The 15,703-nt window shown below is 62.4% G+C and carries 15 protein-coding genes; all 15 read right to left on the reverse strand.

The genetic code is table 11. From position 1 onward, the window contains the following. Window positions 1-1,653: an IS66 family transposase gene (locus tag KH616_RS04965; RefSeq protein ID WP_292237826.1), complete on the reverse strand. Its 1,653-nt coding sequence runs from the start codon at window positions 1,651-1,653 to the stop codon at window positions 1-3. 6 nt (window positions 1,654-1,659) lie between these two features. After that, complete coding sequence (gene tnpB / locus KH616_RS04970) at window positions 1,660-2,046, reverse strand: IS66 family insertion sequence element accessory protein TnpB (protein WP_023114189.1); 387 nt, start codon at window positions 2,044-2,046, stop codon at window positions 1,660-1,662. Then, window positions 2,046-2,381, reverse strand: a complete 336-nt coding sequence (locus tag KH616_RS04975; RefSeq protein ID WP_023114188.1) for a hypothetical protein — start codon at window positions 2,379-2,381, stop codon at window positions 2,046-2,048. The genes tnpB and KH616_RS04975 overlap by 1 nt, the downstream gene beginning before the upstream one ends. 107 nt (window positions 2,382-2,488) lie before the next feature. Beyond that, window positions 2,489-2,767 (reverse strand): EexN family lipoprotein, encoded by a 279-nt coding sequence (locus KH616_RS04980; RefSeq protein WP_023114187.1) that lies wholly within the window; start codon window positions 2,765-2,767, stop codon window positions 2,489-2,491. After that, a complete protein-coding gene (locus KH616_RS04985) occupies window positions 2,764-3,708 on the reverse strand; it encodes a LysR substrate-binding domain-containing protein (protein ID WP_023114186.1) in 945 nt (314 codons plus the stop codon). The genes KH616_RS04980 and KH616_RS04985 overlap by 4 nt, the downstream gene beginning before the upstream one ends. A gap of 74 nt (window positions 3,709-3,782) precedes the next feature. Continuing rightward, window positions 3,783-4,046 carry a hypothetical protein gene (locus tag KH616_RS04990; RefSeq protein ID WP_023114185.1) on the reverse strand — a complete coding sequence of 88 codons (264 nt, stop codon included), beginning with the start codon at window positions 4,044-4,046 and terminating at the stop codon, window positions 3,783-3,785. A 130-nt stretch (window positions 4,047-4,176) separates the two neighbouring features. Then, on the reverse strand, window positions 4,177-4,809 hold the full coding sequence (locus tag KH616_RS04995) for a hypothetical protein (RefSeq protein WP_023114184.1): 633 nt from the start codon (window positions 4,807-4,809) through the stop codon (window positions 4,177-4,179). 21 nt (window positions 4,810-4,830) lie between these two features. Then, window positions 4,831-5,496 (reverse strand): HupE/UreJ family protein, encoded by a 666-nt coding sequence (locus KH616_RS05000; RefSeq protein ID WP_049879081.1) that lies wholly within the window; start codon window positions 5,494-5,496, stop codon window positions 4,831-4,833. A 177-nt stretch (window positions 5,497-5,673) separates the two neighbouring features. Beyond that, complete coding sequence (locus KH616_RS05005; protein WP_023114182.1) at window positions 5,674-8,814, reverse strand: CusA/CzcA family heavy metal efflux RND transporter; 3,141 nt, start codon at window positions 8,812-8,814, stop codon at window positions 5,674-5,676. Between the two features lie 10 nt (window positions 8,815-8,824). After that, window positions 8,825-10,054, reverse strand: a complete 1,230-nt coding sequence (locus KH616_RS05010; protein ID WP_292237827.1) for an efflux RND transporter periplasmic adaptor subunit — start codon at window positions 10,052-10,054, stop codon at window positions 8,825-8,827. Continuing rightward, on the reverse strand, window positions 10,051-11,298 hold the full coding sequence (locus KH616_RS05015; protein WP_033993779.1) for a TolC family protein: 1,248 nt from the start codon (window positions 11,296-11,298) through the stop codon (window positions 10,051-10,053). Before KH616_RS05015 ends, KH616_RS05010 begins: the two co-directional genes overlap by 4 nt. 140 nt (window positions 11,299-11,438) lie before the next feature. Next, a complete protein-coding gene (locus KH616_RS05020) occupies window positions 11,439-12,434 on the reverse strand; it encodes a M56 family metallopeptidase (protein WP_023114179.1) in 996 nt (331 codons plus the stop codon). Then, the gene (locus KH616_RS05025; protein ID WP_023114178.1) at window positions 12,434-12,832 is read right to left on the reverse strand and encodes a BlaI/MecI/CopY family transcriptional regulator; all 399 of its coding nucleotides are present in this window, start codon (window positions 12,830-12,832) and stop codon (window positions 12,434-12,436) included. Before KH616_RS05025 ends, KH616_RS05020 begins: the two co-directional genes overlap by 1 nt. A gap of 109 nt (window positions 12,833-12,941) precedes the next feature. Next, window positions 12,942-14,927 carry a relaxase/mobilization nuclease and DUF3363 domain-containing protein gene (locus KH616_RS05030; protein ID WP_023114177.1) on the reverse strand — a complete coding sequence of 662 codons (1,986 nt, stop codon included), beginning with the start codon at window positions 14,925-14,927 and terminating at the stop codon, window positions 12,942-12,944. A 447-nt stretch (window positions 14,928-15,374) separates the two neighbouring features. Continuing rightward, on the reverse strand, window positions 15,375-15,703 hold a 329-nt coding region (locus KH616_RS05035), incomplete at its 5' end, for a S26 family signal peptidase (RefSeq protein WP_292237828.1).

The following is a 15,703-nucleotide window of genomic DNA, read 5'->3' on the forward strand; positions in this document are numbered from 1 at the left end:
CTACTGCGCGGCAAGTGCGGCGCCCGCGGTGATCGTTCCCCCGTCGAGGCGGTTCAGATCCGAGCGCAGCGGGTCGGCCGCGAAGTGCTGCTTCCACAGACGCGGCGTCAACTCGGTCACGCGCGAGGCCGGGTGTTCGCCCACGCGCTGCAAGACGTCCACAAGGTAGGTGTACGGGTCGATGCCGTGCAGCCGGCAGGTCGCGATCAGACTCTTCACGATGCCGGCATGTTCTGCGCCGACCTCGGTCCAGCAGAAGAGCCAATTCCTTCTTCCCATCGGGATCGCACGCAGCGTGCGTTCGAGATGGTTCGTGTCCATTGGCACGCCGGGGTCGCCGAGGAACACCTCCAGGCCCGCGCGGCGCTCGCGCACGTAGGCCAACGCCTTCGTCAGCGGGTTGCTCGGCAGCAGCCCTTGCTGCTCGAACCGGCGATCGACCCAGTCGAAGAAGGCGTCCACCAGCGGCTTGCTGTGCGTCAGCCGGTGCAGCCGCTTGTTCTCGCCCTTGAGCTCGCGCCTGCGGATCTCGCGTTCGATGTCGTACAGCGCGCCGATCTGGCGCAGCGCCTCGGCCGCGGCCTGCGGCTCGGCATCTTGCGCTTCGAAGAACGTCCTCCTCGAGTGCGCCCAGCATTGGGCGTGGGTCACGCCAGCCTTCTTCGTGTAGTTCGCGTAGGCCGCGTAACCGTCGCTGAGCAGCACCGCGCCGCCGGGCTGCTCGAGCCCCAGCGCCTGTTCCACGTTCTCGTGACGGCGCGAGTCGAAGAACGGGAAGCACACCTCGTCGTGCTCGCCGTAGATCGGCCAGAAGTACGCTGCGTTCATCTTGCCCGGCCCGGCACGACCAGCCTTGATTGGCACCTCGTCCATGGCCTTGACGCGGCTGGCGCAGATCGAGGCCAGCTGGGCCTCGTAGATGGCCCTCAGCAGCTTTGCGCCTTGCTGCACGATCTGCGTCAGCCACGGCCGGCTGAGCTTGAAGCCCGCAGCCGTGAGCCGCTGGTGCTGGCGGTACAGCGGAAGGTGCCAGGCGAACTTGTCGACCAGCACACCGGCGATAAAGCTCACATCGGCGCGGCTGCCCTCGATGACGCCCGCAGGCGCCGGCGGGCAGTGCAGGGTTTGCGTGTCCAGCCGCTTGATCAGCGGGCGCACATACTTGAGCACCACGTAGCTGCCCGGACGCTGCGCCAGGCGGTGGCTGGTCTTCTGGCCGACGACCTCGTACTGCCCGGGGCCGAGATCCTTCACTTCGGGATTGGGCACCTCGATCGTGAGAACGGGGACCTTGCTGGCATCGAAGAACGGAGCGCTCGAGCTGTCGTCGGTGAAGTCGCTGCGCGGCCGGCGCCGCGTGTGCGACGGCACCTGCTGCTCGCCGGTGCCGTCACCCGGCGACACGGGCAGATCCTGTCCGAGCACCTGACCGAGGTGCATCTGCTGAGGGTCGGGCGTCGGCGCGAAGCGCTCGCTCTTGCTGCCGAACAGCTGGCGCTTGAACCACTCGAGCTGGCGCTGCAGCGTCTGGACCTGCTCCTTGAGCTGATTGATCGTGCCGTCCTTGCCCAGCAGCATTCGCGCGACTTGTTGCGCATCGAGTGCGGCCACCTCGGCGGCATTGAGCACTCGTTGGGGCTGCGCGATCGACATGGGCTCTCATGGTATCGACGCTGCGCGGTTGTCGCCACGGTATTGAACCTCATTGCCCGAACGCCGATATCGCTTCAGCCGGCGCTTCACCTCGAACCCCTCGAGCATGAGCTTGAGCGACGTCCAGTCCATCTCGCGATGGCGAACGTCACTCCAGTCGACGGCGAAGCGACCGGCCTCGAGCCTCTTCGCCCAAAGACACCAGCCGCTGCGATCGAAGTACAGCACCTTCATCTGGGTGCCGCGACGGTTGACGAACACGAACAGGTGCCCGCTCAGCGGGTCCTGCTGCAGGTCGTGTCGAGCCAGCGCGTACAGGCCGTCGAAGGACTTGCGCATGTTGGTCGGCAACCCGTACAGGAACACGCGAATGTGGCCCTCGGGGAAGAACATCAGCGCCTCGCCAGCAGCAACGTCACTCCGCGGCCCAGCTCGATGCGCAGTTCCACGCCTCCGGTCGCGCCGCCGGAATCCGCACCCAGCACGCCCAAGTCCACGAATGAAGACGCTCGCTTCTCGCCAGGTGGCTGCATGGGCGCCGGGAGTGTCGTTGCGCCAGGCTGCAGCCGCGTGCGCCAGCGATTGAAGCTGCTGCGGCACACGCCTTCGCGTCGACAAAACTCCTCGACGCTCAGCCGGGCCGTGCCGAAGCGTTCGAGCAGTTCGGCCCAAGCCGCTTCGTTCAGACGCCGGCGCCGCTTGACGACGCGTTCGACGATTCCATCCATCTGCATCGCTCCTCGTCCAAAGTGGATGAGGGCATTGTTCGCAGAGGACCGGGCGCGGGGAAGAACGCCGCCGGCTTACCGCTTACGATGCGGCGAACTGCCAACGATCAGAACTTGGGCGATTCCTTCGGCGGCGTGTAGGGCGTTTCGCCGTCGCCATAGAACCGTTTGCGCGTGGCCTCGGCCACCCGATTGCAGAGCACGTCACCCCGCTTGGGCCGATCCGTCTTGCACTGTTGGCGTAGTTCCTTCAACCGTTCGGGATTGGCTGCCAGTTCCTCCACCGTTGGGATATTCGCTTCCGATGTGTTGGCCTTCTGAGGCGTTTCGGATTGGCCGCAGGCGGTCAACACCGGCACCAGCAAGAAATGGATGATCTTCGTCATGGCGCAGGTTCCTCCGGGGGATCAAGATTGCGGCCCAGCATGGGCCTGGGAGATTCCAGAGATTCGATGGCCTGTACGCGCTCAATGAATCGAGCCAGAACCTCCGATGGTTCGCCTATAGGGTGCAGCAGATAGGTTGTCAGGGGTGGGACACGTGATGCCAAGGGGCGGGCCACCACGCCCGGTTGTCTGCTAGCTGTAATGTGTGCTGCACCCGTAAGCCCAAGCGCGAAGCCGGCCGATACAAGCGCCATCATCAAATCGCAGGAGGCCACGCGCTCCGCGATCAGGGGTTCCATGTCCGCACGGCGCAGTACCCGATCAACGTGTTTCGCGTGGCTTTCGCAAACCTGTGGATCGCACAGAACCAGAGGGTAGCGGAGCAGTTCCTCCAACGGAATGCGCTTATGCACCAGCAGAGGATGTCGAGCAGGTACAGCCACCATGAGCGCATCGCTCCAGACGGGTATAGCGACGATGCCTTCGCCCACTTCGTCTGATTGCGCGAATCCTACGTCATAAAGATCGTCGTGTAGCCCCTTGATTTGTTGCGACAACGGCACTTCGGAGAAGCGAATCTCGACTTCAGGTTCTTCCTGTCGGCACAAAGCGAGCACCGCCGGAAGGCGCGACGGTGTAATGCCGTCCGATAAGGCCACCCGCAACTGACCGTGAAATCCATTGGCCGCTGCTTTTACGCTGTCGCGCGCTTGTTGCAGAACAGCAAATACCCGGCGGACATGCTCCAGAAACAACTTACCTGCACGTGTTAGGCGAGTGCTGCGTGTGGTACGGGCAAACAGTACAACACCTAGCTCCTCCTCTAGCTCCTTAATGGCGCGAGAAAGTGGAGATTGTTCGATGTGCAGCTTCTCCGAAGCTCTAGCGAAGTGAAGCTCCTCCGCCACGGCGAGAAAGTATTTTAGATGTCTCAACTCCATAGACGAATAGCTCCCACGAGTGCGCATCGCAGGCGGTAGCCGCGACCTGTGAGTCGCGGCTACGCCCTAAACAATCAGTTGCCGCCGTTGGACGGGCGGCGTTCCGCAGAAGATTGCGCCGCGTTTGGCTTCTTCTTCGCGGCGTCGCATTGCTCTTTCAGCTTCTTTACTTCGGGATAAGCCACGTCACTGATATACCGCTTCGTATCTGCCAATTGCTCGCATGTCTTCGGTATCGCCTTCGCATCGTCGTCATGCCCGCCGGTATGGGCCATCACGAATGGCGAAGCGAGCGAGGCGCTGGCTAGAGCTGCAATCAAAACCGGACGAATGTTCATTTTTCAATATCTCCTGGGATGAGGCCCGGCCTATGTGGCAGGGCGGGAAACTTCGGCTTCCTGCCATGCAATTGGCATGGGGGGGGGGGGGCCGGAGTGCATGGGCATGTGCCCGTAACCAATTTGCCAATCACAAGACGCGCTTCATTTCCATGTATTGACCGCGAGTGCGAACAATCACCGTCACGTCAGCGTCGCCACGGTTCCGCCAGAACCAACCGTGATTTCCACTAAAGGCAGCCTGGATCACGCCATTGCTAGCGGGCACCGCGCGACCCTTTTCATAACTGATGGACTGGCCGCCACCATCGCCGTGGGTATCGAAGTTCACAACGCCCCCTTCGGCAACCCAACTGAACTCGACCTGCTCGCCGGCCTTCATACTCAACTTCACCTCCGCCCCTTGGCCGGGCTTGAGTGCGACGCGCATTTCATCGCGCCAGGCGGCGCCGTTCTCCGCCTGCGCGGCGTTCTGTGCTTGTGCAGGCGCGGCGGTGCCTGCATTCCCTGTCGTCGCGGCAGCGGGCATGGCTGCATCCTTCGCGGCATCCGCAGCGGCTTCTTCGGCCAATTGCGTCTTGATCTCCCCCATTTCCGTCAGGCCGAGGACGCGACCAATCCCTGTTGGGTCGATCGCGTACTCGGAGGGAAGGACGATGCCGACCAAAATTGCGATGGCGGCGACGAGTGCAATGAGCGTCGAGCGCAGCAGTTGTTTCGACGATGGAAGGTCGTCGAGGGTTGGCTTGGATACGTTGTACATGGAATTTTCTCCGTGTTTGATTCAGGAAACGAAATAGCCGGTGAGCTGATAGCCGATCAGGATGAAACCGGCACACATCATCGCTACGTTGGCGGTGTACGCATGGCGCCAGAAACTAGCTGTTCGGCGCCAGTAGCTCATTGCGATCAGAATAGTGCCGAGCGCGATCAACTGCCCGATTTCAACGCCGACATTGAATGCCAAAAGATTTGGAATCAGGCCATCGGGCGAGATGTTGTATTCGATGATCTTGGTTGACAGGCCGAATCCGTGAAAGAGTCCGAATACGACTGTTGCGACTTTCGTGTTGGGCTGGAAGCCGAGCCAACGCTGAAATGCGCCGATGTTGTCGAGCGCCTTGTAAACCACCGAAAGACCGATGATCGCGTCGATGATGTAGCTGTTTATCCCGACGTTGAAATACACGCCAAGCAGCATCGTGGTTGAGTGGCCGATGGCAAATAGCGTCACATACAGGGCGATATGCTTCATCCGGTACAGGAAGAAGATTACGCCAAGCAGGAACAGGATATGGTCGTATCCCGTCGCCATATGTTTCGCCCCTAGATACATAAAAGGGATGAGGTTGACGCCGGATATTTCCTGGATGTAGCCCTTATCGCCCTCGGCAACGGCATGGGCGAGTGCCTGATTCGCGCACGCGAACAGCAGGATAGTCGTCGCCATAAGAAACAGGGAAGTCCGTTGCCAGGTCGGTCGATGGCGATCCGGCATTACTTCAAGTGATCTTTCACGCATGAATTTCATACCTCAATTACTCTCCTAAGAATCCATGTGGTTCGGGTGCGGCAAGCGTCTTTCTCGTTCGCCGCGCCATGCGAACCGTTGAAATTGGCGTCTTGCTTACGCCGGCGCGGTGTCCTGGCTATCGGTGCGCCGATGGATGAGGCGATACAGGGCCGGCAGCACCAGTAACGTCAACAGCGTCGAGGAAACAATGCCGCCAATGACGACGGTTGCAAGGGGTCGTTGCACTTCCGCACCCGTTCCGACGTTGACGGCCATCGGGACGAAACCAAGGCTTGCAACCAGCGCAGTCATCAGTACCGGGCGTAGCCGCGTCATCGCGCCGTTCACGATGGCATCGTGAATCGGCGTGCCTTCGTGGTGCAGCTTGCGAATGAAGCTCACCATCACCAGGCCGTTGAGCACCGCCACACCGGATAGGGCGATGAATCCAACCCCTGCCGAAATCGAAAGCGGAATATCGCGTAGCCACAATGCGGCAACGCCGCCTGTCAGTGCCAATGGCACGCCGCTAAAGACGACTGTGGCGTCCCGGCCCGAGCCGAAGGCCATGAACAGAAGGCCGAAGATCAGAACCAGTACAGCCGGCACGACGACGGACAGCCGTTGGCTCGCCGAAATGAGTTGCTCGAACGTGCCTCCGTAATTGACCCAATAGCCCTCTGGCAGTGTGATTTCGCGGCTTACGCGCTCACGCAGTTCTTCCACGAACGACCCTAAATCGCGTCCGCGCACATTGCTGGTAATGACGATCCGGCGTTTACCGTTCTCGCGGCTGATCTGATTGGGGCCGGGTGCCACTTCGATTGACGCAAGCTGGCCAAGCGGTACGTAACCGGCTTGGCCCGGTGCGGCAGCAGTGCCGCTCGGGACGGGAATGGGTAGTGTCGCCAGTGCTTTAGGGTCTTGGCGCTGCGCTTCGGGCAACCGAACCACAATATCGAAGCGGCGATCGCCCTCAAACACCTGACCAGCGACGGCACCACCAAGAGCGATTGCCACCGTCTGCTGTATGTCAGCGATCGCCAGACCGTATCGAGACAGTGCATCCACGTTCGGCGTGATCGTCATCAGCGGCAGGCCCGTAATCTGTTCGAGCGCCACGTCAGCAGATCCCTCGATACTCTCGGCCACGGCTTCAATCTTGGAGCCTAGTTGGGCCAGTTGCTCCATGTCATCGCCATACACCTTGATCGCCACCTCGGCTCGAACACCCGCGATCAACTCATTCATGCGCATCTGCACGGGCTGAGTGAACTCGTAGTTGTTGCCGGGAATGGTGTTCACCGCCTTTTCCAGCTCGGCAAGCAATACGGCTCTCGGTTTGCGCGGATCGGGCCATTCGCTGCGATCCTTGAGCATGATGAAAGTGTCAGCTACCGAAGGCGGCATGGGATCAGTCGCAACCTCGGCAGTACCGATCTTGGCAAAGACTTCCTCAACCTCTGGAAACTCCTTGATCCGCGCTTCCAACTGGCGCTGCATGCCAATCGCCTGGGTCAGACTCGTTCCGGGAATCCGCATCGCGTGCAAGGCGATGTCGCCTTCATCCAGATTAGGGATGAACTCGGTGCCAAGGCGCGTTGCAAGCAAACCAGACAGCACTACCAACACCGCTGCCGCCGCGACGACGGCGACTCTCAGCCTGATTGCCTTCTGGAGAAGTGGCGCATAGAAGCGGCTGATGCCCCGCATCACCTTGGTTTCCTTCTCGGAAACCTTGCCGGTGACAAACAACGCGACCGCAGCGGGCACGAAAGTCAGGGACAACACCATCGCACCAGTCAATGCGATCACGACGGTAAGAGCCATCGGATGGAACATCTTTCCTTCCACACCCGATAGCGCGAATATTGGAAGGTAAACCGCCGTGATGATGAACAATCCGAACAGGGCAGGCTTGATGACCTCTGCACTGGCGCTCGAAACCAGCGAGAAACGCTCATCGCGGGTCAACAGCCGACCGAGCTGGTGCTGTCGTTCGCTGAACCTGCGTAAGCAGTTCTCCACGATGATGACCGCGCCATCGACAATCAGGCCGAAATCCAGTGCGCCCAAGCTCATCAGGTTGGCCGAGATTCGGTTTTGCACCATGCCGGTGATCGTCAGCAGCATGGCGAGCGGAATGACCGCTGCGGTTATCAGGGCTGCGCGCAGGTTGCCTAGCAACATGAACAGCACGGCAATCACCAGCAACGCGCCTTCCAGAAGATTCTTCTGCACGGTTGCGATGGTGCGATCAACGAGTTGAGTGCGGTCATAAACCGCGTGCGCTCGGACTCCCTCGGGAAGTGTCGCGTCTATTTCAGCGAGCTTTTCTACCGTGCGCTGTGCAACCGCTCGGCTGTTCTCGCCAATCAGCATGAATGCTGTTCCCAGCACGACCTCCTTGCCGTCTTTTGTGGCCGCGCCGGTTCGCAGTTCGCTACCTTCCAGAACTTCCGCCACGTCGGACATTCGGAGTGGCAGCCCATCGCGCGTTGCCACGACAATCTTCCGCAGTCGCTCGATGTCGCCTACCTGTCCGGGGATGCGGATCAGGTACTGCTCGCCGTGACGTTCGATGTAGCCGGCACCGACGTTGGCGTTGTTCCGCGCAACGGCGTTCAGCACGTCGTTCATCGTCAACTCGTAGGCCAGCAGCTTGACCGGATCGGGTGTGATGTGGAACTGACGCACGTAACCGCCGATGGTGTTGACCTCGGTGACGCCTTTCAGATTGCGGAGCTGCGGACGCACCGACCAGTCTTGCAATGTGCGCAGCGCCGTCGGTGTCCATATTTCCTCGTAGCCCTTTTCGGGTTCCAAGGTGTACATGAATATCTCGCCCAGGCCGGTTGCCACCGGCCCGAGAGAAGGATTCAGGCCCGCCGGAAGTTGCGAAGATGCCTGCTGCAAGCGTTCGGCGACCTGCTGGCGGGCAAAGTAAATATCAGTACCGTCCTCAAAGACCGCAGTGACTTGCGACAGGCCGTAGCGGGAAATCGAGCGGGTGTACTCCAACCGGGCGAGGCCAGCTAGCGCCGTCTCAACCGGAAAAGTGACGCGCTGCTCAGCCTCCATTGGCGAGTAGCCCGGCGCCTCAGTATTGATCTGTACCTGGACGTTGGTAATGTCCGGTATCGCGTCGATCGGTAAGCGGCTGTAGTTCCAGATGCCCAGCCCGGACAGGGCCAGCACCAATAGAAGCACGAGCCAGCGATGCGCGATGGACGCGCGAATGATACGTTCGAGCATATCCGCGCCCTCAGTGATCGTGGCTTGCGCCAGACTTTTCGATGTCTTGGCGTATCAGGAAACTTTGCTCGGTCACGTAGTTTGTGCCGGGCTTGAGTCCGTTAGTCACTTCGGCGTATTCACCATCGCGCTCGCCAAGTTCGAGCATTCGGACTTCGTATGTCTCGCCAACCTGTGCGAAAACCACGGTGAAGTCTCGGAATCTCTGCAACCCGGACTCCTTTACCGCCAGTGATACCTTGCGCGTGCCTACTGTGACCTCGGCCGCCACGGTCATGCCAGGGCGCCAGCGCCCCTCCAGGTTCGGGATGCTGACGCGGGCAATGACGCTTTGGCCGCTGCCAGCCACCGGCAACAATCGCTGGATCTTTCCGCTGGCTTCGGTCTTCCCGGTGGCTGACCGGATTCGTACCGGCTGCCCTGGCTGTAGGGCTTCGGCATCGGTGCCGATGGCGCGCAGGTCGATCCATACGTAGGACGGGTCAGCCAACTCGAACAGCGCACCTGCTTGAGCCACATCACCGACGTTCGTGTTGCGTGCGAGCACCACGCCGTCGAACGGTGCGGTACTCGGGTAGGTGCGCATGCTGTCGTTGCCCTCCACGATGGCCAGCGTCTGGCCGCGGCGGACTCGCTCGCCCTGTTGCACGTTCACTGACCGCACGATGCCAGGGAAGCGTGCGCGAACCGCTGCGTGTCTGTCGGCATCCAGAACAACGGTTCCCATCAGCCGCACAACGTCTCGGATGACTGCCGGCCCCGCTGATTCGGTCTTGATGCCAGCATCCTTGGCGATACCAGCCGGAATGCTTACGCGACCCTCATAGGATTCATAAGACCAAGTGGACTTCTTTCCCGCGTGTTCGGCGGTCACGGCGACATCGAAAGAATGCGGCTCGGTCACTTCACCGCTGCCGACCAGATAGTTGCCTTCTGGCCTGAACGTGAATTGGTTGACCTCGCCATCCAAACGGGAGAGCTTGATCGTTGCGGCAACATCAGCGGGGGCAACTGGCTTGCCGTCACGATAGGCGTAGAGCCTGTAATGCGGGGGGGCGTTGGTTTCGTAGATGGTGACCTCCAAAGCGAAGTCACCGTCGCGGAGTAGCCGCCCATTGTTTGGGCCGCGCTCATAGCTTCCGCTGGCTTGGGCACTGGCCGCCTCTTTGGGCTTGTCGCCGCCAGGGCTGCATGCGGCGGCAAGTACACAAAGGAGCAGCAGGGAAAGAATGCGAATCATGGTGCGGTGTCCTCAACGGTGGCGGTGAGGCGTTCCACCTCGACCAGCAGAAGGTGATAGCGGGTGGCGGCTTCCACAGCTCGCGCACGCAGGTCGAATAGCGTTCGCTGCGCTTGAGCCAACGACAAATAGGAGAATCGGCCTTGCTCGAAGCCGCGACGAGTCGTTGCCAGGGCGCTTTCAGCCATAGGCAGCATTCGTGCGCGTAGCGACTCAGCCTCTGTCCGTGCGTGCGTGAGTTCTTGATACTTGTCGAACAGCGCCTGATGGCGCTCAAAACGTTCGGCGTCACGCCTCGCTTCAAGCGCAGCAAGCTCCGCATTGGCCTGGGATACCGCGTATCCAGAGCGCGTCGGGCTGCCCAGCGGCACCGAGATCGACATCACTACGCCGTGATCCTTGTAGGCTTCCAAACGCCGAATGCCCAAGCTGACGTCGATGTTGGGTTTGGCTTCGGCCTCCGCGAGCCGGCGGCGGGCGCCGATGGTGTCGGCCCGCAAACGCGAAGCCCACAGTTCCGGCGTCATGGGCAAACGGGCGGCCAGCGTCTCGAATGGCGCCACGGTCGGCAAGGTTTGGAGGTCGCCGACGACCTCGCCGAAGTCGGGGATCGTTGCCCCCCAGCTTGCGGCCAAAGTCATCTTGGCGCTTGCCAGTTCGTGTTCAGCACTCTCCCGATTCAGTTGGGCCTCCGCGACCGCAATTTCGGCGGCCTGCAAATCTGAATCAGGATTGCGTGCGGCTTTGACCCACGCAGCGACCTCCTGCCGCGTGCGCTCCGCTTGCTTGATGCGTTCCTCGGCATAGGTCAATCGCTGTTGCCTGGCGAGCACTTCAATGAAGCGAGCCGTAGTTGAACTAGCTAGATCAATCCGTGTTTTGGTGGCCTGGTGCTCCTGTTCTCTCAGCTCGGCTTGTCCCAGCGTTTGGCGGGCCTCGCGCTTGCCGCCGAGTTCTATGACCCGACCGATGCGCAATGTCGTTTCGGCCGAGCGGATACCTCGCAGGTTGCCGTTCCCGGCGACGTTCTCAACCTCGCCGCCAATGGTGTAAGGCGGTGGCAGGGCTTCGCGCTGTGTGCGCGCTCGAACGGCCTGGAGCTGCGCCGTTTCGGCGGCGATGGATGGGTGGGCGGCCAGTGCTCGGGAGACTGCCTCCTCCAATCGCAGGGGTTCGGCGGCCAGGGCGGCGGATGTACCGCAGGCTCCGACAAACACCAAGGCTACTAAGCGGATCAAATTCATGAAAATCCTCACGACGACGACAGGTGGCGAGCAAACGATTCCGCGTCACGGCTGCTCGCACACGCCTTAGTGGAATCGTCATAAAACCGATCATCAATCGGTTTTTCAGGCAAAAAAACACAGCACGCGCGCATATGGACTTACCTCGTCATCACAGTGATGAGAGATTCGGTCACGGAATGCAGCCAGCCGGTAGATAGGCTGCAAAACGCCAGAACAAGAATGCCTAGCATCGGCCCCAGGTATGAGACAGACGAGTGCTTGGACGACAGCAACGCCTCGACACGCTCAGGGACGAAATCGGAAAAGAACGCCATAGCCAAAGGCATCTGTTCCTTGGCGTGTTGCCGAAATATCTTTTCTACTGCAACGATGGTTTCGGCTACGGCGACAGGGCATCCCACTTCGTTTGCAGCAGCGAAATCACAACGCTGTTCCAAGGAGAGTTCCAGATCGCGCAACAGCCGGCGACGAGTGCCCGGCAACTGGATGCTCGACAAGACGACAGCGATCAGGCGATGCAGCACATCTCGATTGGCGATATGAGCCTGTTCGTGCGCCAGCACCACGCGCAATTGCGTTGGGTCGAGTCGCCGCATCAACGAGGTTGAAAGCAGGATGTGGCCATTCCCGACACCACAAGCCAGCGCCATAGGCTGATCGACATCAAGCACGCGAAGTTTGTCTGGATGCCCCGGACGCCAGCTCAGGCGCACCATCGAGGCAAGGGTTCGACGAGCACGCCAAAGGCCAACTGCGGCCCGTAAAGCCAGCCAAACCGCGTATCCCGCCAACAATGCCAATGCTCCCCATAGCCAGGCACTTTGCCCATTGCCGCTCGGGTGCCAAACGCACAGGTGCAGCAGCGTGTCAGCGTGCGCAGAGCAGGCAGCGGCAAATCTGGCCGAATCATCAAACATCGACGGCATGGCGATGGTCATGGCCGTATAGGCAATACCCGCCAATGCGGGTGTTACCAGCATCCACCAAGACACTCTTGCTCGCTGATAGGGGGTCTTTCCCGACAGCGCACGGCGTAATGGGCGCTCGCAGGCTCCAATCAGCAGGGTAAGCGTTACTGCCAGCACGAAGCCGGATAGCAATGCGAACTGAAGTAGTGGGCCATAACTCGTCATCACGGCTGATCCAATTCAGCGCGACGACGGGCAATCAACTCCTCCAGCCTCTTGAGCTGGTCATCATCCGCCCTTGCAGCAAGATCGACAAAGGCGCTCAACAACGCATCCGGCTGCGGGCCTGCGACACGACGCACCGTGGACTCGACCAGCTTCTGGATCAGTTCCCGGCGAGATACTCGTGCCGAGTATTCGTAGGCATGGCTGATCTTTTCGCGCTGGAGCATGGCCTTGCGAAACAGACGTTCTAGCGTGGATTGCACGGTGTTCAAGGAAATCGAGCGAGACTGCCCAATGCGCGCGTACACCGCCTTGGTGTCGGACGGGCCGAAGCGCCAGATGTCTTCGAGCACGGCGATTTCCAGATCGCCAAGTGTTGGTACGCTGTGGTTGGTCAATGTTGTCGGCTCCGAGCTTTGACTCGAACTCAAGAGTATCCACCACAAAAAACCGACCGTCAATCGGTTTATTGTGCGACCCCGTGCCGGACACTGCTATCGTAGGAAGTTAACCAACGGCAGGCCCACGCTGCCGTCCTATCTCCCAGGACACGCCGCCGCCGCGCACCGTAGCGGCAAGCTGCTGGCCCAGCCGCTGCTCGACCACCGGCCGCCACGGCACCAGACTGAACCCCTTGCCGTCATCGAGCATGGCGTAGCGCCCACTGGCGAGCATGACGCTGCGCCGGTAGATACCGGCCACGCGCTGACCGTCACCCGCAGGCCGATGTTCCAAGCCGGTTTCGGCCGCAATGTCCTTGGCGGCCTGCGCCAGCTCCCGATTGCGCAGCGTGCCCAGCAGGTTGCGCGCGAGGATCACGCGCTGCCCACGCCGCTCGGCCAGCCCCTGTTCGGCCAGGAAGTCGGCGCGCTGCTGCATTGCCTGCTTGGCCTCGCCGCCAAAGCCCAGGTCGCCCAGGCCCGAGCCGCCGCCGATCAACTGCTGGTCAAGCCAGGTGGCCCCGATAACGCGGGCCTGCCGCTCGATGGGCAGGTGCGATTTCAGTTCCACGGCCACGCCGCCCAGGCGCTGCGCGTCGTAGCGGCGGCCCTGTTCGGCCAAGTCGTCCGGCACCTTCCATAGTCCCTCGGCCACGCGCTCCACGATGCCAGCGCGGCGCAGGGCTTCCAGCCGGCGGACGTGGGCCGCGACGACTTCCTGCGGATCGCGGCCCGGTACGGCCTGACCCTGCGCGATGGCGAGGTGATGATCGGTGCGGTACAGGCCACCGCTCGCCAGTGCGGCGATGTTCTTGTCGGCGGCGCGCACGTCGGCCGATCCCTTCACCTCCACCACGGCACCGGCTGGGTAGTTCGCCAGCTCGTCGCGGGCGTTGAGCGCGACGTAGTGGGCCTTGCCATCCACCCCGTCGATGACCAGATAGCCCCGGTCGCGCAGTTCGTCGGCCAGCCCCTTCGCGGCCACGCGGCCGAGGATGGTTCGGCCATCCTCGCCCGGCTCGAACACCGCCAGCTCGCGCGGCTGGCCGCTCATGGCCCGCTGCATGGTGCGGATGATGTCGCCACGCTCGCCCAGGGCGCGCAGGGTCTTTTCGGCGTCGGTATGGACCGCCCAGGTGCCCGGCTGCGTTTCGTCGGCCAGGCCCAGACGCTGCAAGCGTTGCAGCCGGCCGATCAGCAGCAGGCGCTGGCGTTGCAACCTCGGCTCGTTGAGCCGTTCGACATGCACCAGGCCATCGTCGCCCAGCTCGCGCTTGAGCGTGCGATCCAGGCTCGTCCACCGCTCCTGTTCCACCTCGCGCTGCAAGGTCTGCTGGATCTCCAGCTCGGTGCGTGGCCCCAGCCACTCGGTCGCCAGTTCGGCCGCACGATGGCGGAAGCCATCGGCGATGTAGTCGCCCGCGATGATGAGGTCTTTGCCGGTGTCATCGCGCCCGCGCACGACGATGTGCGTGTGCGGGTTGTCGGTATTCCAGTGGTTGACCGCCACCCAATCGAGGCCCGTGCCCAGGTCGGCCTCCATGCGGCCCATGAGGTGCCGCGTGTAGGTGCGCAGGTCTTCGAGTTCCGGGCCATCCTCGGGTGAGAGGATGAAGCGGAAATGGTGTCGGTCGTCGGCGCAGCGTTCCTTGAAAGCGTCGAGGTCGGCGGCATCGGTCTGCGGCCCGTAGGCTTGGCCCGGCTCGCCATCGCGGCCCACGCCGTCGCGCTCGATGTAGCGCAGGTGCTTGGCGAGCGACTGCGGGCTGGCCTGGCGCTGGTTGACCAGCAGCGTCTTGATGGTCACGCGCCGCGACATGGGCGTCAGCTTCGCTCCGGCGAAGCGCGCGGCCGTGTGGCCGCGCCCCAGGCGCGAGCCGGGCCGCTGGCCGTTGCCCCTCCCGGAGCCGCTGGCAGCGCCAGGACGGCGCACCGACGACTTGCCGCTACTGGCCTTGCCTGCCTGCTTGAGCACCTTGGAAACGAAGCTCTGGCCCCGGTTCTTCGGTGCGCTGGGGCGGATGCGGAAATCATCGTCGCGGCGGTCGGTCATGGCTGCGCTCCCTGCAAGCTCTGGCGTGTCCGGTCGTGTGAAGCACGCGGACAGCCCTGCATTGGCGCGGGCCTCGCGCCCCAAGCGGCACGGCGGCGAAGCCGCTCCGTGCCGCGCCACCCCATGTGCAGACTGGCTTTCGACGCGGCCCGGTGCCGCGTCCTTTTGTCTTGCCTTCCGCCTTTGCCCCTCGCTGGCGCTCCGGGCAGCGGCGGCCCGGCGGTGCTGCTGCGCGAGCAGCCAGCGCGCCGGCGAACGCGGCGACGGCCATAGGCCGGGCGCGTTCGAGGCAAGACGCCTGCACGTTGGACGGCTGCGCCGAAGGCAGCGCGAAGTGCGGTGCGAATGCACCCGCACTGCACGCGCGACGACACGGCGACGGCCAGCAGAGCGACACGCCCGATGGCACGACAAGATGCACGGCAACGTGCAGCGAGTCGGCGGCCATCATGGGCGGGATTCCAGCCAGACTGGATGCGCGACCCCGATCACGGCGGATGCGCTGACCGGCCCGAAATACCGGCTGTCGAACGACGCCGGGTTGGTCACACTCAAGAGGAACAGTTCGCCGGATTCGAGGCGGCGGCATTGCTGCCAGGATGGCAGCGGCCGGCCCCAGCGGTCGGCAGGCAGCACGGCGGCCGAAGGCACGCCGTCGATGCGGACGACGCGGCCAGTGCTGCACACCTCCTGCGGCGCGACGGCGCCCACGCGCTTGAGCAGCGGCACGCGCGCCGGCAGGTAGCCGCGCTGCGCGGCCAGCGCGGCGGCGTCTG

The sequence above is a fragment of the Burkholderia sp. genome (assembly GCF_018375725.1).
Lineage (GTDB): Bacteria > Pseudomonadota > Gammaproteobacteria > Burkholderiales > Burkholderiaceae > Burkholderia.